At 65.0% G+C, this 18,220-nt stretch carries 16 protein-coding genes; 10 read left to right on the top strand and 6 right to left on the bottom strand.

All coding sequences use genetic code 11. The features are described 5' to 3' along the window. The first annotated feature begins 53 nt into the window (after positions 1 to 53). The 5 genes from NLN62_RS26870 (at position 54) to NLN62_RS26850 (ending at position 5,125) form a co-directional block, all read left to right on the top strand. A complete protein-coding gene (locus NLN62_RS26870) occupies positions 54 to 1,208 on the top strand; it encodes an ATP phosphoribosyltransferase regulatory subunit (protein WP_254110862.1) in 1,155 nt (384 codons plus the stop codon). Continuing rightward, entirely contained in the window at positions 1,205 to 2,182 is a 978-nt protein-coding gene (gene hisG, locus NLN62_RS26865; protein WP_254110860.1) for an ATP phosphoribosyltransferase, read from the top strand. The genes NLN62_RS26870 and hisG overlap by 4 nt, the downstream gene beginning before the upstream one ends. Before the next feature lie 120 nt (positions 2,183 to 2,302). After that, positions 2,303 to 3,349 (top strand): glycosyltransferase family 2 protein, encoded by a 1,047-nt coding sequence (locus NLN62_RS26860; RefSeq protein WP_027525033.1) that lies wholly within the window; start codon positions 2,303 to 2,305, stop codon positions 3,347 to 3,349. Continuing rightward, a complete protein-coding gene (locus tag NLN62_RS26855; protein WP_254110858.1) occupies positions 3,346 to 4,194 on the top strand; it encodes a ChbG/HpnK family deacetylase in 849 nt (282 codons plus the stop codon). Before NLN62_RS26860 ends, NLN62_RS26855 begins: the two co-directional genes overlap by 4 nt. 124 nt (positions 4,195 to 4,318) lie before the next feature. Then, on the top strand, positions 4,319 to 5,125 hold the full coding sequence (locus NLN62_RS26850) for a DUF2076 domain-containing protein (RefSeq protein WP_027525031.1): 807 nt from the start codon (positions 4,319 to 4,321) through the stop codon (positions 5,123 to 5,125). Positions 5,126 to 5,196: 71 nt separating this feature from the next. On the opposite strand, the gene NLN62_RS26845 is transcribed toward NLN62_RS26850, so the two are convergent. After that, complete coding sequence (locus tag NLN62_RS26845) at positions 5,197 to 5,997, bottom strand: L,D-transpeptidase (protein ID WP_027525030.1); 801 nt, start codon at positions 5,995 to 5,997, stop codon at positions 5,197 to 5,199. 312 nt (positions 5,998 to 6,309) lie between these two features. Here NLN62_RS26845 and NLN62_RS26840 point away from each other — a divergent pair, with 312 nt between their 5' ends. Next, positions 6,310 to 7,083, top strand: coding sequence for a protein phosphatase CheZ (locus NLN62_RS26840; protein WP_027525029.1), 774 nt, complete (start codon positions 6,310 to 6,312; stop codon positions 7,081 to 7,083). Positions 7,084 to 7,244: 161 nt separating this feature from the next. Here the strand turns inward: NLN62_RS26840 and NLN62_RS26835 are convergent, their stop codons facing one another. Then, positions 7,245 to 7,766 (bottom strand): hypothetical protein, encoded by a 522-nt coding sequence (locus NLN62_RS26835; RefSeq protein ID WP_027525028.1) that lies wholly within the window; start codon positions 7,764 to 7,766, stop codon positions 7,245 to 7,247. 341 nt (positions 7,767 to 8,107) lie between these two features. On the opposite strand from NLN62_RS26835, the gene groES reads away from it, so the two are divergent. The 3 genes from groES to NLN62_RS26820 all read left to right on the top strand — a co-directional run bounded on the left by groES (position 8,108) and on the right by NLN62_RS26820 (position 11,677). Further along, a complete protein-coding gene (groES, locus tag NLN62_RS26830) occupies positions 8,108 to 8,404 on the top strand; it encodes a co-chaperone GroES (RefSeq protein WP_027525027.1) in 297 nt (98 codons plus the stop codon). Between the two features lie 188 nt (positions 8,405 to 8,592). Then, on the top strand, positions 8,593 to 10,224 hold the full coding sequence (gene groL, locus NLN62_RS26825; RefSeq protein ID WP_254110856.1) for a chaperonin GroEL: 1,632 nt from the start codon (positions 8,593 to 8,595) through the stop codon (positions 10,222 to 10,224). 241 nt (positions 10,225 to 10,465) lie between these two features. Then, the gene (locus NLN62_RS26820; RefSeq protein ID WP_254110854.1) at positions 10,466 to 11,677 is read left to right on the top strand and encodes a hypothetical protein; all 1,212 of its coding nucleotides are present in this window, start codon (positions 10,466 to 10,468) and stop codon (positions 11,675 to 11,677) included. Between the two features lie 131 nt (positions 11,678 to 11,808). Here NLN62_RS26820 and NLN62_RS26815 read toward each other — a convergent pair whose 3' ends face one another. Then, positions 11,809 to 12,207 (bottom strand): META domain-containing protein, encoded by a 399-nt coding sequence (locus NLN62_RS26815; protein ID WP_027525024.1) that lies wholly within the window; start codon positions 12,205 to 12,207, stop codon positions 11,809 to 11,811. Positions 12,208 to 12,340: 133 nt separating this feature from the next. Then, entirely contained in the window at positions 12,341 to 14,005 is a 1,665-nt protein-coding gene (locus NLN62_RS26810) for an L-lactate permease (protein ID WP_254110852.1), read from the bottom strand. 296 nt (positions 14,006 to 14,301) lie between these two features. On the opposite strand from NLN62_RS26810, the gene NLN62_RS26805 reads away from it, so the two are divergent. After that, positions 14,302 to 16,065 (top strand): ABC transporter ATP-binding protein/permease, encoded by a 1,764-nt coding sequence (locus NLN62_RS26805; RefSeq protein ID WP_027525022.1) that lies wholly within the window; start codon positions 14,302 to 14,304, stop codon positions 16,063 to 16,065. 319 nt (positions 16,066 to 16,384) lie between these two features. On the opposite strand, the gene NLN62_RS26800 is transcribed toward NLN62_RS26805, so the two are convergent. After that, positions 16,385 to 17,395, bottom strand: coding sequence for a TorF family putative porin (locus NLN62_RS26800; protein ID WP_027525021.1), 1,011 nt, complete (start codon positions 17,393 to 17,395; stop codon positions 16,385 to 16,387). 382 nt (positions 17,396 to 17,777) lie between these two features. Next, complete coding sequence (locus NLN62_RS26795; RefSeq protein WP_035663387.1) at positions 17,778 to 18,143, bottom strand: hypothetical protein; 366 nt, start codon at positions 18,141 to 18,143, stop codon at positions 17,778 to 17,780. Positions 18,144 to 18,220: the final 77 nt, after the last annotated feature.

Raw genomic sequence — 18,220 nt, 5'->3', positions numbered from 1 at the left:
TGCGCCAACTGACCTCCCCTTACCCCGGTTTCACCGGGAAACCGGACCTCGCTATGACCGCGACTGCCACCTCAAATGCTGCCGGCTCCGCCGCCTGGGCGGATACGCTGCTGTTGTCGTTCGCGCAGGCCGGTTACGTCCACGCCGAGCCCGCGATTCTCCAGCCGGCCGAGCCGTTCCTCGACCTCTCCGGCGAGGACATCCGCAAGAGCCTCTACCTGACCACCGATGCGACTGGTGAAGAGCTCTGCCTGCGCCCGGACCTGACCATTCCCGTGGCCCGCGACTACCTCGCCTCGGGGCGCGCCGGCGAGCCCGCGGGCTTCAGCTATCTCGGCCCGGTGTTTCGTTACCGGAGCGGCCGTCCGAGCGAGTTCCTGCAAGCCGGCATCGAATCCTTCGGCCGCCAGGACCGCGCTGCGGCCGACGCCGAGATGCTGGCACTGGCCCTGCAGGCGACCGCGGCCTTCGGCGTCCGCGACGTCGAGATCCGCACCGGCGACGTGGCGCTGTTCAATGCCGTGATCGACGCGCTCGACCTGTTCCCGGTCTGGCGGCGCCGGCTGATCAAGGATTTCAACCGCAAGATCAGCCTCGAGCAGGATCTGGAACGACTCTCGATCGCAACCGCCACCGCCCGCAACGAGTATGAGGGCGTGCTGGCGGCGCTCGCAGGCTCCGACCGCAAGGCGGCGCTCGCGCTCGTCACCGACCTGATGTCGATTGCAGGCACCACCAATGTCGGGGGCCGCACCACGGCCGAAATCGCCGACCGCTTCCTCGAGCAATCCACCCTGAAGAGCGGCGCCCTGCCGCGCGAGGCGCTGACCGTGCTCAAGCGCTTCCTGTCGATCGCGGGCAATCCCGATCAGGCGGTTGCCGAGCTGCGTGCGCTCGCGGCGGATACCAGGCTGGATATTTCGGCGGCGATCGACCTGTTCGAGAACCGCGTCGGCTTCATGGCCGCGCGCGGCATCGACGTGAAGGAGACGCGCTTCTCGACCTCGTTCGGGCGCGGTCTCGACTACTACACCGGCTTCGAGTTCGAAGTGCATCACAGGGGCAACGGCGTCGAGCCGCTGGTTGCAGGCGGCCGCTATGACGGCCTGATGACCCAGCTCGGATCGCAGATGCCGATTCCTGCAGTCGGCTTCTCGGTCTGGGTCGATGCGCTCGCCAAGATCGGCCGCAAGGAGCTTAAGTCATGAGCGCGCCGTTCGTTCTGGCCGTTCCGTCCAAGGGCCGCCTGCAGGAAAACGCCGAAGCCTTCTTCGCGCGTGCCGGACTCAAGCTGTCCAAGGCCGGCGGTGCGCGCGATTATCGCGGCACGATCGTCGGGCTCGACAATGTCGAGATCGCCTATCTCTCCGCGAGCGAGATCGCCTCGCAGCTGGCCCGTGGCACGGTGCATCTCGGCGTCACCGGCGAGGATCTCGTGCGGGACAGCATTCCGGACGCTGATGGTCGCGTCCTGCTGATCGAAGGGCTGGGCTTCGGTTACGCCGATGTAGTCGTTGCCGTGCCGCAGGCCTGGATCGATGTCCGCACCATGGCCGATCTCGACGACGTCACCACCGGTTTTCGCGAGCAGCACCACCGGCGGATGCGGGTCGCGACCAAATTCATCAATCTCACGCGGGCCTTCTTTTCGAGCCACGGCATCGTCGACTACCGGATCGTCGAGAGCACCGGCGCGACCGAAGGCGCGCCCGCGGCCGGCACCGCCGAGCTGATCGTCGACATCACCACGACCGGCGCCACGCTCGCCGCCAACGGCCTGAAGATCCTCGACGACGGTGTCATCCTGCGCAGCCAGGCCAATCTGGTCGCCTCCAGGGACGCCGACTGGTCGCCGGAGGCGCGCGAGACGGCGCGCGTGATCCTCGATCACATCGCGGCCCGGGCGCGGGCAAACCAATACCGCGAGGTCCGCACCCGCTTCCGGCAGTGCGATGCGGCATTGCTGAGCGAGGCGCACCGGAATTTCGGCGTGGAGGCGCCGTTCGGCGGCCCGACCTCGTCGGGCATGTTGACGCTGCACTGCCCGCCCGCAAAACTCTATGCGCTGGCGAGCTTCCTGCGCGATCATGGCGCCGAGACGGTCTCGGTGGTCTCGCTCGACTACGTCTTCGACCGGGAGAACCCGCTGTTCGCCAAGCTCGAAGCGTTCCTGCGGCGGTGAGGCGCAAGAACTCTGGGGAATCTCCGGGGCATCCGCATGGCGCGTTCAGCGTAGCGACAGGTAACGACAGCTACCATATGCTGTTCGAACGAATTTTGAGTGCTTCTGGAACCTTGATCGATGACGCTGGGCTCTGACGTTTCCGCCCTGACCACCACCGCGACGAGCGCCGCGGCCAAAGGGCTGTCGATTGTCGTGCCGGTCTATAACGAAGCGGCGGGGCTTGCCTCGCTGCACCAGCGGCTCTGCGATCTCGCCAGGACGCTGCGGGACCGCTATCGCCTCGCCTGCGAGGTCGTCTATGTCGACGACGGCAGCGCGGATTCGACGCTTGCGATCGCCCGCGCGCTGCCGGCCGATGCGATCGACGTGCAGGTGGTGTCGCTGTCGCGCAATTTCGGCAAGGAGGCCGCGCTGATGGCCGGCCTCGACCACGCAAGGCGCGGTGCCGTGATGTTCATGGACGGCGACGGCCAGCACCCGCCGGCGCTGGTGGAACAGCTCGTCGGGCACTGGATCGATGACGGCTACGACGTCGTCTATACCGCCAAGGCGCATCGCGACAACGAGCCGTTCCTGCGGCGGCTCGCCGTGCACGGCTTCTACGCGCTGATCAATTGGGGGGCGCGGCAGAAGATCCCCGAAGACGCCGGCGACTTCCGCCTGCTCTCGCCGCGCGCGGTCGCAGCGCTGCGGCAATTGCCCGAGCGCAACCGCTTCTTCAAGGGGCTGGCGAGCTGGATCGGCTTCCGCCAGATCCGCGTCGACTACGAGCCCGCGGCACGCGCCCATGGCGTGACCACCTTCAACGCGGCGCGGCTGCTCGGCCTCTCGATCGAGGGCCTGACCTCCTTCTCGGTGGCCCCCTTGCGTTTTGCCAGCCTGCTCGGCGTGGTGCTCGCGGGCGGCGCCTTCCTGTTCGGTCTGTCCATCCTCTGGGAAGTCTGGACCACCGGCAAGCAGGTGCCCGGCTATCCCTCGCTCGTCGTCGGCCTGATGACGATCGGCGGCGTGCAGCTCATCATGATCGGCATCGTCGGAGAATATATCGGCAAGATCCTGTCCGAGCTGAAAGCGCGGCCGATCTACTTCGTCGCCGAGCACAGCGAGAAGCTTGTCGAGACTGACAAGGCCGACCAGGCCCCGAGCCGGACGGCAGCGGAATGAACGAAGCGGCAAAGCCGCGGCGTATCTGGCTCTGCGCCGACGATTACGGGATCAGCGCGGGCGTCAACCGCGCAATCCGCGACCTCATCGAACGCGGCCGTCTCAATGCGACGTCGGTGATGATGCCGGGACCTGCGATCGGCCGCGGCGAGGTCGACGCGCTAGAGGCATCCCGGACAAACAGCCCGCGCTGCGCGATCGGATTGCATGTCACGCTGTCGGCGCCGTTCCGCCCGCTGACCATGCATTTCCGTCCGCTCGAAGGCGACATGTTCTTAGCCTTTCCAAAGCTGCTGCGTGCGGGACTGATGCGGCGGCTCGACCGCGAGATCATTTACGCAGAGGTGAAGGCGCAGCTTGCGGCCTTCGCGCAGGCGTTCGGCCGCGCGCCTGATTTCGTCGACGGTCATCAGCATGTGCAGCTCTATCCGCAGGTGCGCGACGCCTTCGTCGCCGCCGTCAGCGAGGCCGCGCCAAATGCCTGGGTGCGCCAGGGCGGCCGCGAACTGCCGCTGAGGCAGCGGCTCGCCTCGCCGAAGGCGCTGGTGCTGGATGTCCTGAGCGCACAATTCCGCCGCCGCGCGCGGCAGGCCAGCCTCGCCTTCAATCCTGCCTTCGCAGGCGCCTATGACTTCATGCGGGACGAGGCCGATTTCGGCAAGCTGATGGCCGAGTTCATCGCGGGCCTGCCGGACGGCGGACTCGTGATGTGCCATCCCGGCTTCGTCGACGACACCCTGCGTAGCCTCGATCCGATGACTGATGTCCGCGAGCGCGAGCACACATATCTCGCGAGCGAGGCCTTCCCTCAGCTCCTGGCCGCGAACAACGTGACATTAGCGTGAAACCGCCGGGCGCAAGGGACCGGGCAGCTTGTCGCATACGGAAATTTAATCCGCACCCCACTGTTGGCGCCACAATGGAACCCTACATCTTCGGCGCGCTTGGTTTGCGCAAGGGAGATCGATCATGACGCCGCAAGAACGCCAGCTCGTCGACGAGCTTTTCGACCGGCTTTCCAAGCTTGAGAATGCACCGCGCGATCCGAACGCGATCGCCGCCATCAATGACGGCCTGAACAAGGCGCCCAACGCCATGTATGCGCTGGTCCAGACCGTGCTTTTGCAGGACGAGGCTCTGAAGCGTGCCAATGCCCGCATCCAGGAACTGGAGGCGAGCCATACCCCCGAACCGGCTCAATCCGGCGGCTTCCTCGATTCCATGCGCGATACCCTGTTCGGCGGCAGCCAATCGCGCGGCTCGGTGCCGAACGTGCCGCCGCGTGACCAGCGGCCGGTCTGGAACTCCGGCCAGACAATGCAGCAGGCGCAACCGCCCGGCTACGGCCAGCCGCCTTATGCACAGCAGCAGGGTTATGGCGCCCCGCCCTTCGGCGGTGGCGGCGGCTCCTTCCTCGGCACGGCGGCCGCAGCTGCAGCCGGCGTCGTCGGCGGCTCGATGCTGCTCTCCGGCATCCGCAACATGATGGGCGGGATGGGCGGATCGCATCAGGCTTTTGGCGACACCACGACCGAGCGCGGTGGCGGCAGCCCGTGGGGCGGCAGCGACCAGTCCGGCGGCTCGCTCGCGCGCGACGCCGGCGTCAACGACATCGGCTCCAACCGCGGCCGCGATGAGTCCCACCAGGGCTTCCTCGACCAGGCGTCGAACGATCGGAACGACGATCAGCAGGACTATGACGATACCGAAAACATCGACATGGCCGACGACAGCGATTTCGACGGCGGTGACGACGGCGGCAGCGATTACGCGTAAGCAGCATCACCCTCAAATGCAAAACGGCCGCCCTTCCGGCGGCCGTTTTCGTTTCGCGGCTCTCGCCGCGTTCACATCACCACGACCCTGGTGCCGACATTGACGCGGCCGTAGAGGTCGATGACGTCCTCGTTGCGCATGCGGATGCAGCCGGAGGAAACGTTGGTGCCGATGGTCCAGGGCTCGTTGGAGCCGTGGATGCGATACAGCGAAGAGCCCAGATACATCGCGCGCGCACCGAGCGGATTTTCAGGGCCGCCTTCCATGTGCCGCGGCAGGTCGGGACGGCGTGCGATCATTTCCGCCGGCGGCGTCCAGTCCGGCCATTCGCGCTTGGCCGTGATCGCCTTCACGCCCGACCAGGTGAAGCCGGGACGGCCGACGCCGATGCCGTAGCGCAGTGCCCTGCCGTTGCCCTCGACCAGATAGAGGAACTTGTTGGGCGTATCGACGACGATCGTGCCGGCGCCCTCCTTGCCCTCGTACGCGACGAACTGCTTCTCGAACCTCGGATCAAAGGGTCGCGAGCGCGGATCGACGGCCTCCTGCTGCGGCACTGCGCCCTGCATCTGCGGCTCGCCCATCGGCGGCAAACGGCGCTGGTCGTAATAGGCCGGCTGCTGCTGATACGTCGGCTGCTGCTGCGGATAATAGCGCTGGCCGCGCTCCTCGCCGCCGAACAGGAATTCGATGAAGCCGCCGCCCATGTTGGCATTGGAGGCGACGCGCACCGGCTGCGGCGGCACCCGGGGCGTATAGAGTACGGCGGGCGGATCGGATGGCACGGTGTTGTCGAAGGCGGCGGCGCGATCGGCGCCGGCGATAAAGGAGCAGGCGCTGCCGAGCAGCGCGACAGACATTTTCTTGAACATCGACGTACTCTGTACTGTTTCGTCTGGTGCGTTCATCGCGGCGGGCGCAGACCTGCCCTTCGCGATGCGGCCCACTTAAAATCAAAAGCCGTTTGGTTTGGTAAACGGAAACGGCGTCTTGATTCACCACGTCGCGAACGCCTGCGCCTTTTGTCCGCTAGCGTTTATTTTCGGTGAACGGCTGACACGCATGGTTAATCGACGGTGAGCACGCGAATTGCCCGCAATCGCAAAGCAGTTCCCGCCGTGAACGTCGTGTTAAATCCCTTCTGTCTACAAAGGCCGCGTGAGTGAGGTGGGGGGAGTTTCAATATGGCTGTTCATCGCAAACGTTTTCGCGCCGAGGAAGCTATCGTCGGCGAGATGCCTATTTCCGAGATGATTGACGAGACCGCTCCGATGCACAGCGAGATCATGGCCGAGCTGCGCGCGATCCGCGCGCAAATGGCGCGCAACAGCCAGGCCGCGAACGCCGCGCCGCCCTCGACCGAGGCCGTCGTCGCGCAGGAAGTCGCCGACACGCGCGCGATGCTGGAGACCTACCGCGCCCAAATCGAGCAGTGCGAGAAACTGAAGGTCGAGCTCGACCTCATTCATGACGCCATCGATCGCACCAAGCGCGAGATCGCGACGCTGCACGGCAAGAGCTTCGACGGCGGCGAAATGGCCAAGGTCAATGGCGAGCTCGGCGCGGTGGTCGGCGGCACCGAGCAGGCGACCCAGCAGATCCTCGAAGCGGCCGAGTCGATCGACCAGGCCGCGAGCGCGCTCTCCAAGGTGGATTCGGTCGACCAGCAGAAGCGGCTCGCCGACGACATCCAGGAACGCGTCATCTCGATCTTCGAGGCCTGCAACTTCCAGGACCTGACCGGTCAGCGCATCAACAAGGTGATGGGCACGATGAAGTTCATCGAGCAGCACATCAATGCGATGATGGAGATCTGGGGTGGCGTCGACGCGATCAAGGCCCACGCGCAGCCGATCATCGACACCCGCGACGAGGACGCCAAGCTCCTCAACGGCCCGAAGCTCGCCGGCGACGTCGGCCACGCCTCGCAGGACGACATCGACGCCCTGTTCGACTGAACGGACGGAACACGAAGAGAAACAAAACGCCGGCGGGAAGCCGGCGTTTTTGTTTGGCCGTCATTGGGAGCGAAGCGAAGCAATCCAGAGCGGCTTCCGCGGCGGCAGTCTGGATTGCTTCGTCGCTTTGCCCCTCGCAATGACGAGTGGCTAGGTCTCGCTTACGCCCTCGGCGCGCAGCGGACGTAGACCATGTTGCCGTAGCGGGTGGCGGCGTCCTTGTCGATGAAGCGGGTGACCATGACGCGGCCGTCGAAGGAGACGATCTCGCGGTCCTGCTCGCTGGGGGTCGGGCCGGCCGGTCCGATATAGTTCTTGCCGCTCGGTGAACCCTTCAGCCGCAGCTCCTGCGGCGTCGCCTGGTCGGCCAGATGCATGATCACGCCGCCGCTCGAGCCGGCGCCGATCACATAGGGATTCTTGCACTGGGCGCGGGCCGCAGCCTCGGTGCGGGCGCGGTCAGCCGGGTTCTGGAACGAGGCAAGGCCCCAGCGGCCGACGATCTCGTCGGCGCGGATCGAGGCCGGCATCTCCGGCCCGGTGCCCGGCTCGGCCTCCGGCGCCGGCGAGGACGACGAGAACGACGGCAGGCTCATACCGCCGCCACATGCACCCAGCAGCAGCGCCAAGGCTGCGGCGGCGCCCAGCTTGGCAACCGTCCGCGCGTGAGCTGAACTGATCATGGCATTCCCCCGAGCAAAGCGCCCCCCAAACACGAGCCTGGCAGCCCCCTCCTGCAGCCAAGCGCAAAACCGCTGTCGGGGCAATGACGTCGTAGATTACGCCAGCGTCCCCAATTCGTTTCGATCGTCAACATCCTATATCCGTCTCACCAATGGCTTAACCACCTTTGCTTGACAGGATCGCGGCCAAGCCATATTTCCGGGCGCACTATTAGCACTCGGGAAGCCCGATTGCTAAAGCGCGCCGTTCGATCCTGGCATTCGATCCAGAGGTCGGACGGGGGCGCAGGCCCCTCACCTACTTCCGCTGCTTCCGAAGCGAGCTTCCAAAGGGAAACGTCATGGCTAAGTCCAAATTTCGTCCGCTGCATGACCGTGTCGTGGTCAAACGTATCGATGCCGAGGAAAAGACCAAGGGCGGCATCATCATTCCCGACACCGCCAAGGAGAAGCCGTCCCAGGGCGAGATCGTCGCCGTCGGCCCCGGCGGCCGCGACGAGGCGGGCAAGCTGATCCCGATCGACCTCAAGGTCGGCGACCGCGTGCTGTTCGGCAAGTGGTCGGGCACCGAGGTCAAGATCGACAATGAAGATCTCCTGATCATGAAGGAGTCGGACATCATGGGCGTCCTGGCCTAAGGCCGACCGCCCCCAACCCCGCCGCACGCACCATTGTCATGCCCGGGCAGAAGCGCGAAGCGCGTCTTCGCGTCAGATGACCCGGGCATCCATCCTTCCTCGCAAGACGATGGATTGCCGGGCCTCCATCCGGCAATGACGACGGGAACGTGCGGCTCCCATCCAGTTTAGGTTTCCAGGAGCAAAAAATGGCCGCCAAAGACGTCAAGTTTTCCGGAGACGCGCGCGAACGCATGCTGCGCGGCGTCGACATTCTCGCCAACGCCGTCAAGGTGACGCTCGGCCCGAAGGGCCGCAACGTCGTCATCGAGAAGAGCTTCGGCGCGCCCCGCATCACCAAGGACGGCGTCACCGTCGCCAAGGAGATCGAGCTCGAGGACAAGTTCGAGAACATGGGCGCCCAGATGGTCCGTGAGGTCGCCTCCAAGACCAACGACCTCGCCGGCGACGGCACCACGACCGCGACCGTGCTGGCCCAGGCCATCGTGCGCGAAGGCGCCAAGGCGGTTGCCGCCGGCATGAACCCGATGGACCTCAAGCGCGGTATCGACACCGCGGTTGCGGCTGTCATCAAGAACATCGAGAAGCGCGCCAAGCCGGTCGCCGCCTCGTCCGAGGTCGCCCAGGTCGGCACCATCTCGGCCAACGGCGATGCCGCCATCGGCAAGATGATCGCGCAGGCGATGCAGAAGGTCGGCAACGAGGGTGTCATCACCGTCGAGGAGAACAAGTCGCTCGACACCGAAGTCGACATCGTCGAGGGCATGAAGTTCGACCGCGGCTATCTGTCGCCCTACTTCGTGACCAACGCCGAGAAGATGACCGCCGAGCTCGAGGACGCCTACATCCTCCTGCACGAGAAGAAGCTCTCGGGCCTGCAGGCCATGCTGCCGGTGCTGGAAGCCGTGGTGCAGTCCGGCAAGCCGCTCGTGATCGTCGCCGAGGACGTCGAGGGCGAGGCGCTGGCCACCCTGGTCGTCAACCGCCTGCGCGGCGGCCTCAAGGTCGCGGCCGTCAAGGCGCCGGGCTTCGGTGATCGCCGCAAGGCCATGCTCGAGGATCTCGCGATCCTCACCGGCGGCCAGCTGATCTCCGAAGAGCTCGGCATCAAGCTCGAGAACGTCACGGTGAAGATGCTCGGTCGCGCCAAGAAGGTCGTGATCGACAAGGAGAACACCACGATCGTCAACGGCGCCGGCAAGAAGCCGGACATCGAGGCCCGCGTCGGCCAGATCAAGGCCCAGATCGAGGAGACCACCTCGGACTACGATCGTGAGAAGCTGCAGGAGCGTCTGGCCAAGCTCGCCGGCGGCGTCGCGGTGATCCGCGTCGGCGGCGCGACCGAGATCGAGGTCAAGGAGAAGAAGGACCGCGTCGAGGACGCGCTCAACGCCACCCGCGCAGCCGTGCAGGAAGGCATCGTCCCGGGCGGCGGCGTCGCGCTGCTCCGCGCCAAGAAGGCGGTCGGCCGTCTCACCAACGCCAATGCCGACGTGCAGGCCGGCATCAACATCGTGCTGAAGGCGCTGGAAGCTCCGGTCCGCCAGATCTCCGAGAACGCCGGCCTCGAAGGCTCGGTCGTCGTCGGCAAGATCCTGGAGAACAAGTCCGAGACCTTCGGCTTCGACGCTCAGACCGAGCAGTATGTCGACCTGGTCGAGAAGGGCATCATCGACCCCGCCAAGGTGGTCCGCACCGCGCTGCAGGACGCCTCCTCCGTGGCCGGCCTGCTGGTGACCACCGAAGCGATGGTCGCCGAGCTGCCGAAGAAGGAAGCAGCGCCGGCGATGCCGGCCGGCGGCGGCGGCATGGGCTTCTGAGCCCGTCGCAACCAGCCAAAAAATGACGCGAAGGCCGCCTCCGGGCGGCCTTCTTTTTTGCCGACCATATCCGGCGCTTTCCGATTCAACCGCCGGCCAAAACCCACTACGGTGGCGCCGATTCTAAAGCGCTGATCGGGATGAATCGTCATCGCGCTTTAGGCTATTGTTTGAGCATGATCTTTTCGGAAAACCGCTTCACACTTTTCCGGATCATGCTCCATCTCTGAGGGTTTCATCGATGCGCGCGCTTTCGTTCTGCTCGATTGGTTTTTTGGCGGCACTGCTTGCAGTTTCGCCTGACGTCGCGTCCGCCCAGATGAAGCTGTCGCCAAAGGCCACGGCGCCCGGCGGAACCGAGACGCGCTATTTCACCTCGATCGACGGGCTGATGGATGGCAATGCCGACGTCATCCTGAAGGAGACCCGCCAGGGCAAGACGGTCACCTCGGCCGTGCTGGACGTCTGCTACCCGGCCGCGAAAAATTCCGACCGCAAGGACCGCTTCGTCGTCAACCTCACGGTCGCCGGCCAGCTCCTGTCGGGCACGACCCAGAGCCTCGGCGACAAGGCGCCGGTCACCGTCAAGCTGACGCGCAAGCAGACCAACGACACCTTCGAATTCCGCGGCCAGATCTCGATCGGCGGCAACGTGACCGAGGTCGCCTCCCCCGACAATTCCGACCTCAGCGAGAAGGAGTTTCTGGACAACCAGACCTCGGACGACGGCATCACGCCACAGCCGAAGGATTTCACCGAGGTCTCGCCGGAGGCGATCGCGGTCAAGGTCAAGTTAGAGGCGGCGACCGACTTCCTGAAGAGCCTGAAGGGCCAGGATGTCGAGGTGACGCTGGCAAGCCTGTCCGTCGGCTGCGACGCGCTGCGCGCCGGCGAGCAGACCATCAACATGTCGGTCGACCCGGAGCGGGCGAGCGCACTGCTCGCCAAGTTCAAGGCGATGCCGGGCGTTACCGCGGCAGGCTGGACTGCCGGCATGATGGAGATGGACCGCACCATCCGCTTCTCCGCCGCCGACTGGCGCGACGGCGACAAGATCAGCCGGGACCGGCTCGCCGGCACCGTCGCAAACGTGCTGGCGCGCACGCTGGCGGCAAAAACCGTCTCGCAAAGCTTCAACCCCGTCACCGGCAAGCTCAAGGTCCTCTTGAAGCGGCCGAACCAGGATTTCCCGGCGCTCGAGCTCACCGACACGATCGAAGTCGCTGGCCTCGTCTCGACCGACAAGCCCGGCAGCAGCGACCGCCTCCTGCTCTGGGTCGGCAGCCCCGCCATCACCACGGCCGACGAGAGCACCGGAGCCAAGCTCAATCTGTCGGATGAAGCGAGCGCGGACGAAGAGGGCGATCAGACCGACGACAACGGCGCGATCGAGGCGCTGGCGAAGGAGCTGAAGGGCCAGCGCTGGGACGCCGACAAGTCGGTGTGGAAATAGTCCGCACGCCAACGCTTGGTCATCGCCCGGCTTGACCGGGCGATTCAGTACGCCGAGGCGGTCGTGATTGAGTCGATGGGCCGCGGCGTACTGGGTGCCCCGGTCGAGCCGGGGCACGACAGCGAGTTGGTTTAATTCCCGTTCGTCCTGAAACGCAGCGGCTTCGGGCCGATCAGCGTGAGAAAGTCGCCCTGGCGCTTCCAGGTCTCGACACTGGCGAGCGCCGCGACGAGGTCGTCATCGGCCTGGGCTTTGGCTGGCGGGCAGGAACGATCCTGGATCTGGCCGGGAACGAAGATCACGGTGTTGCCGGCGACCGAGAACTGGCCCTTGCCGCCCTTGCACCAGAGTTCCAGCACCACCTCGCCATTGTCGCCGATCTCGATGTTGGGAATGCGCTTCGAACCAGGCTGCGGCAGGGCCTCGAGCGTCATCTCGGTCCCGAAGGGAAAGCCTTCCTCGGCATGGGCCGCGCCCGCCATCAGCACCACCGCGGCAGCCGCGCACACCATCTGCTTGACCGAAACCATGAGACCTCTCGACCGTCCTTGAACCGCCGCACCTTCTATAAGACGGAGACGACGTTGAGAAGGTTCGCCGCACGCGCAAAATCCCCGCGGGATCGCTCCCGCGGGGATTTTCCTTGCCACCAGATTCGCGGCGCTACTTCAACACAAGCTCCGTGAACGGCCAGACATAGGCCTGGAGCGTCACCAGCACGCCGACCAAGCAGGCCAGCACGATCGAATGCCAGAACACGAAGCGCAGGATAGTGCCTTCATGGCCGTACCACCGCGTGGCGGTGGAGGCGACCACGATCGATTGCGCGTCGATCATCTTGCCCATCACGCCGCCGGAGGAGTTCGCCGCCGCCATCAGGATCGGTGACAGGCCGATCTGCTGGGACGTGATCTTCTGGAGGTTGCCGAACAGGATGTTCGATGCGGTGTCCGATCCCGTCAACGCCACGCCCAACCAGCCGAGCAGCGTGCCGAAGAAGGGATAGAGCACGCCGGTTGCCGCGAAGGCGAGACCGAGCGTGGCGTCGACACCGGAGAGGCGGGTCAGCGTGCCGATCGCCAGCATCGCCGAGATCGTGATCAGCGAGATCGCGCACAGCCGGATCGTGCGGCCATATTCGACCAGCAAGCGACCCGGCCCGACCCCCATCAGGAAGCCGGAGATGATCGCCGCGATCAGCATGCCCGTGCCGGTGAAGGACAGGTAGGTGAACGCGAACACCGCGCCTTCCGGCGTCGGCTTCGCCGCCACCGGCGGCATCTTGTTGATCATCTGGTGCAGCTCGGGAACGGCGTAGTTCCAGGTGAATATCCCGTTCGCCCAGGTCTTGAACCAGCCACTGCCCCAGATCAGCATCACGATACAGACGATGATCCACGGCAACAGCGCGCTCCACAGCTCGGCCTGCGTTAGCGGCGTCTTGTCGAGCGGTGCGGTCTTGCCCATTTCCGACACTGATACATCGCGGCCGCGCAGCGCCGGCGACAGCCAGAGCTGCTTCGGTTGCCACACCTTCAGGAACAGGATCAGCGCGCCCATCGAGATCAGCGACGCCCCGATGTCGACGATCCAGGGATTGATGTAGTTGGAGATCACGAATTGCGGGATTGCGAAGGACACGCCGGTGACCAGGATCGCCGGCCACACATCCTTCATGCCGCGCCAGCCCGCGAAGGCCCAGACCACCCAGAACGGCACGATCAGCGAGAAGAACGGCAATTGCCGTCCGACCATCGCACCGAGGATATAGGGATCAAGCCCGGTGACGGAGGCAAGGCCCTGGATCGGCGTGCCGAGCGCGCCATAGGCGACCGGCGCGGTGTTGGCGATCAGCGACAGGCCAGAGGCGGCGAGCGGCGAGAAGCCGAGACCGATCAGCACGGCGCCGGTGATCGCGACCGGCGTGCCGAAGCCCGAAGCGCCTTCGAAGAAGGCGCCGAACGAGAACGCGACCAGCAGCAGCTGCAGGCGCCGGTCCTCGGTGACGCCGCCGACCGCGCGCTTCAACAGTTCGAAGCGTCCGGTCGTGACCGTCACCTGGTAGAGGAAGATAACGTTGAGGACGATCCATCCGATCGGGAAGAAGCCGGTGACGATACCGAGCACAGAGGCGCGGGCCGACATGTTCACCGGCATCCTGAAGATCATGATGGTGATCAGATTGGTCACGATCACGGCAATCACCGCAGCGATATGCGCCTTGACGCGACCGCTTGCGATCAGGACTAGAAGGGTAACGACGGGTACGGCTGCCGCGATGGTCGACAACACCACGTTGTTGAGCGGGTCGTAGACTTGATTCCACATGGTCTTTCTCCCCCACGCGTTGGTGTGGCAGGGCGACCAGCGTGGACAGCCGAACCTGCTTGACGTGGGGCGCGATAACTTTTCATCCTGAAGCGGTCATGTCGCGAAATGCGGCGGTTCCCATCCGCTCACAAGCTCGCGAAGTCCCGGCGGCCCCCACCCCGCGGCCGTTGTGCCCATGCTAGGATCGCCGGCCCGGACAACGCAAATCGCCGGATTTGCAACTTTAGTCTAAGCGCGCTTATTTACGCCGTTGCATCAGGCGCTTGCGCCTACCCCGCAGGAGACCCCTATCTGTGAAGAACATCCGCGCGACGCTCGCGACCGTTTGGCGAATCGCCATGCCCTACTTCCGGTCCGAGGACAAATGGGCCGGCCGCGGCCTGCTCGCCGCCGTCATCGCAATCGAGCTGGCGCTGGTCGCAATCGACGTGCTCGTGAACCAGTGGCAGAACCGCTTCTACAGTGCGCTCCAGGCCTATGATCTCGACACCTTCGTGCGCGAGATCTGGATCTTCATCGGCCTCGCCTCGGCTTTCGTCGCGCTCGCGGTCTACCAGCTCTATCTCAACCAGTGGCTCCAGATCCGCTGGCGGCAATGGCTGACGCGTCACTATCTCGGCGAATGGCTCGAGGGCGCCACGCACTACCGCATGCAGCTCAAGGGCGATGCCGCTGACAACCCCGACCAGCGCATCACCGAGGACGTCAAGACCTTCGTCGAGCAGACGCTCAGCATCAGCATCGGCCTGCTCTCCTCGATCGTGACGCTGTTCTCCTTCGTGATCATCCTGTGGGGCCTCTCCAACGCCGCGCCGCTGCATATCTCCGGGCTCGATTTCGCGATCCCCGGCTATCTGGTGTGGGGCGCGCTGCTCTATGCCATCCTCGGCACCGCACTGACGCACTGGATCGGCATGCCGCTGGTCAACCTCAATTTCGAGCAGCAGCGCTATGAAGCCGACTTCCGTTTCAACCTAGTGCGGGTGCGCGAGAACTCGGAGCAGATCGCGCTGCTGAAGGGAGAGAGCGCCGAGCGCGGCCGCCTGTTGCACCGCTTCGGCTTCGTGGTTGGCAACTGGTACGCAATCATGAGCCGCACCAAGCGCCTTACCGCGTTCACGGCGAGCTATCAGCAGGCCGCTGTGATCTTTCCCTACGTGCTGGTGGCGCCGGCCTATTTCGCCAAGAAGATCCAGCTCGGCGACATGATGCAGACCGGCTCGGCCTTCTCGAGCGTGCAGCGCGCGCTGTCGTTCTTCGTGACGACCTACCGCTCGCTCGCCGAATGGCGCGCGGTGGTGGCCCGCCTCGACGGTTTCGAGATGTCGGTCAGCTCGGCCGCCCATCTTCCCGCGCACGAGCCCACCATCGGCGTCACGCCATCCACGGGCAGCGAGGCCATCGCGCTCGAGCAGCTGCTGGTGAAGCTTCCCAACGGCAAACCGCTGGTCGCAGCCAACGCCTTTGCGATCCAGCACCCCGAGCGCGTGCTGGTGACCGGACCGTCGGGCTCGGGCAAGTCGACGCTGTTCCGCGCCATCGCCGGGATCTGGCCGTTCGGCACCGGCAAGATCGCCATCCCCGGGAAGTCCAGCCTGATGATGCTACCGCAGCGGCCGTATTTCCCCATTGGCCCGCTCGGCGACGCCGTGATCTACCCGGCCGAGCACGGCACGATCGCGCCGGACAAGATCAAGGAGGCGCTGAGAGCGGTCGGCATGCCGAGGCTGTCCGAGCAGCTCGACGAGGAAGCGCACTGGAACAGGACGCTGTCGCTCGGCGAGCAGCAACGCCTGGGGGTTGCCCGCGCACTGCTGCATGCGCCGGATTACCTGTTCCTCGACGAGGCGACCGCCTCGCTCGACGAGCCGTCCGAGGCCCTGCTCTACCGGCTCATGGAGGAGAGGCTGCCATCGACCACGATCGTGTCGATCGGCCACCGCTCGACGCTCGATGCCTTCCACACCCGCAATGTCAGGCTGGTCCAGGACGGCGAGATCCACCTGCTCGGCGGCGCCGGCGCACCAGCCCGGGCGGAGCCGAGCGAGGCGCGCTGATCGCATCGACAGTGACGCTGCGCTCCCTCTTCCGCTTGCGGGAGAGGGCAGAATATCTGTCGTCCCGGGGCGCGCGAAGCGCGAGCCCGGGACCCATGATCCCAGGGTCGTGTTTGGCGAAGATTGGTAACCCATATCTCGCGCCACAGCGGCAGCCCGCGGGTAGGGGTCCCCGCCCCCGTGCGCAATTGCGCACTAGGCGGGACGACACCGAACTTTGTTGAAGCGGTGATGCCCCCCTCTCCCCATCACGTTCCCCCCAAAAGCAAAAGGGCGGCAGGTTGCCCCGCCGCCCTTTCAGTCAGTCTCGGGATAGAACTTACTTCAGGTTGGTCATCGCCGTCAGGTCGAACGACAGCTTGGCGATACCGGCAGCACCGCACCAGTTGGAGCCGACGCCCGACGGATTGATCGGGGTCACGAAGGTACCGGAGGAGGCGGTGATGTTGCCGCGGGCCGAGAAGTCGCTGGTGAAGGCGTTACAGTCACCCTTGGAGAGGTTGGTGTCGGAGTAGCGCAGGTCCAGCGTGAACACCTTGTAGGTGAAGCCGATGCCGACGTTCCAGGTGTTGTAGTCGGCATATTTGATGCCGTTCGGGAACGCAGCCACACCGTAGAAGCTGTCGGAGGTGCCGAGCCACTGACGGCCGAACTCACCCGACACGTACATGCCGACGCCGCTCGAGCCGAAGATGGTGCTGGGCGCGGTGTACTTGCCGGTGATCGAGGTGTAGTTGCCCCAGGCGCCCGAGTTCAGGTAGCTCGGGGTGTAGTACTCGGTGACGCCGAACGCCCAGTTATCGTTCACCGTGTAGGTCATCTTGCCGTAGACTTCGAAGAAGCTCAGGTCCTTCTTGATGACGTTGCCATTGATCAGGGCCTGCGAGGCGCACTCGGCGCCCTGGAAGTTGCCGGCGAAGTCGATGCCGGGCGCGCCGAAGAAGCAGCTGCCACCCGGATACAGGTAGCCCCAGACGCCGATGTCGAAGGCGAATGCGCCGAAGGTCGGGCGGATACCGCCGTAGACGTCGATCTCGGCCGCGGCGCGGTTCGGGAAGGAGATGCTCTCACCGGACACGCCGACATAGAGCTGCAGGTCCTTGGTGACGTTGTAGCGCGGCTCGAAATAGGCCGTGACCGACGGCTTGTGGTTCGACTGGGTGATGCCGCGGAAGATGTAGTCGCTCATGATGCCGCCGCCGAAGGCGACATCCCAGGGGTCAAAGGCGGGCGGCGGAGGAGCCTTCACAGCCTTCACCGGCATGTCTGCCGCCAGAGCCGAACCCGTCACCATTGCCAGCGCCGTTGCCAACAAAGCCACTTTTTTCATTTCGTTCCCCATCACCTTCTTAAGGCCAGTCCGATCCCGGCGCCCCCCGGGGCATGCGACCCTGACTGAAAACTCGTAACCGCCGCAATCTGGAGCGTGGAGATCGGCCGGTGAAGCAAAAAACACGAGCATCTGCCGACTTTTTGGGCGTTATGGCGATTTCGCGAAAGGTTGTCGGCGTGTGTTGCATCTCGAACACAATTATTCGCACCCGAGTGCACCTGACGTCCGTGATGCTACGGGGAGATTGCCCAGCTGAGGCTTGGCCGCCACGAATAGGCTTCCCGGCGATTCGGCTCGGCTTCGGTCGATGCAAAAAGGCCGCAGCGTCGCCGCCGCGGCCTTCCGGATTGCTGATCGTCTTGGAGGACGAAAGTGGGAGCTAGCCCTGCCCTTCGGCCGAAGCCGACGAGCTGTCGCCGGTGGACGACGGGGTCGCCCAGCTCGCCTCCGGTGCGGGCTCGGGAGCGGGAGCTTCCACGGGGGCCGCTGGCTTGGGGGCCGGCGCCGCCTTCTTCGCGCTCTTCTTGGGAGCCGCCTTCTTCGCGGATTTCTTTGCGGCCGTCTTGGCTGCCTTCTTCGGTGCGGCCTTCTTTGCCGATTTCTTCGCTACCTTCTTGGCGGATTTCTTCGCCGACCTCTTGGCCGATTTCTTCTTGCCGGCCTTCTTCGCGGTCTTCTTCTTCGCCGCTACGGCCTTCTTGGCCTTTTTGGCCTTCTTGCTTTTCTTCTTCTTCGCTTTCGCCATCGTGATCCTCCTGTTGCCGCCGAACCAATGGTCGATCGGGCCTTCAGTCGTCCACCTCCGGGCGCGGCGCAGTCGGC

It is taken from the genome of Bradyrhizobium sp. CCGUVB23, from assembly GCF_024199885.1.
GTDB lineage: Bacteria > Pseudomonadota > Alphaproteobacteria > Rhizobiales > Xanthobacteraceae > Bradyrhizobium.
The sequence above is the reverse complement of the archived record's forward strand: the minus strand, read 5'-3'. Positions and strand labels throughout refer to the sequence as shown.

What these genes read in the sequence shown, in the direction of transcription:
- NLN62_RS26870 (WP_254110862.1), top strand. Translation starts at nt 54, where the DNA reads ATGACCGCGACTGCCACCTCAAATGCTGCCGGCTCCGCCGCCTGGGCG.
- hisG (WP_254110860.1), top strand. Translation starts at nt 1,205, where the DNA reads ATGAGCGCGCCGTTCGTTCTGGCCGTTCCGTCCAAGGGCCGCCTGCAG.
- NLN62_RS26860 (WP_027525033.1), top strand. Translation starts at nt 2,303, where the DNA reads ATGACGCTGGGCTCTGACGTTTCCGCCCTGACCACCACCGCGACGAGC.
- NLN62_RS26855 (WP_254110858.1), top strand. Translation starts at nt 3,346, where the DNA reads ATGAACGAAGCGGCAAAGCCGCGGCGTATCTGGCTCTGCGCCGACGAT.
- NLN62_RS26850 (WP_027525031.1), top strand. Translation starts at nt 4,319, where the DNA reads ATGACGCCGCAAGAACGCCAGCTCGTCGACGAGCTTTTCGACCGGCTT.
- NLN62_RS26845 (WP_027525030.1), bottom strand. Translation starts at nt 5,997, where the DNA reads ATGTTCAAGAAAATGTCTGTCGCGCTGCTCGGCAGCGCCTGCTCCTTT.
- NLN62_RS26840 (WP_027525029.1), top strand. Translation starts at nt 6,310, where the DNA reads ATGGCTGTTCATCGCAAACGTTTTCGCGCCGAGGAAGCTATCGTCGGC.
- NLN62_RS26835 (WP_027525028.1), bottom strand. Translation starts at nt 7,766, where the DNA reads ATGATCAGTTCAGCTCACGCGCGGACGGTTGCCAAGCTGGGCGCCGCC.
- groES (WP_027525027.1), top strand. Translation starts at nt 8,108, where the DNA reads ATGGCTAAGTCCAAATTTCGTCCGCTGCATGACCGTGTCGTGGTCAAA.
- groL (WP_254110856.1), top strand. Translation starts at nt 8,593, where the DNA reads ATGGCCGCCAAAGACGTCAAGTTTTCCGGAGACGCGCGCGAACGCATG.
- NLN62_RS26820 (WP_254110854.1), top strand. Translation starts at nt 10,466, where the DNA reads ATGCGCGCGCTTTCGTTCTGCTCGATTGGTTTTTTGGCGGCACTGCTT.
- NLN62_RS26815 (WP_027525024.1), bottom strand. Translation starts at nt 12,207, where the DNA reads ATGGTTTCGGTCAAGCAGATGGTGTGCGCGGCTGCCGCGGTGGTGCTG.
- NLN62_RS26810 (WP_254110852.1), bottom strand. Translation starts at nt 14,005, where the DNA reads ATGTGGAATCAAGTCTACGACCCGCTCAACAACGTGGTGTTGTCGACC.
- NLN62_RS26800 (WP_027525021.1), bottom strand. Translation starts at nt 17,395, where the DNA reads ATGAAAAAAGTGGCTTTGTTGGCAACGGCGCTGGCAATGGTGACGGGT.
- NLN62_RS26795 (WP_035663387.1), bottom strand. Translation starts at nt 18,143, where the DNA reads ATGGCGAAAGCGAAGAAGAAGAAAAGCAAGAAGGCCAAAAAGGCCAAG.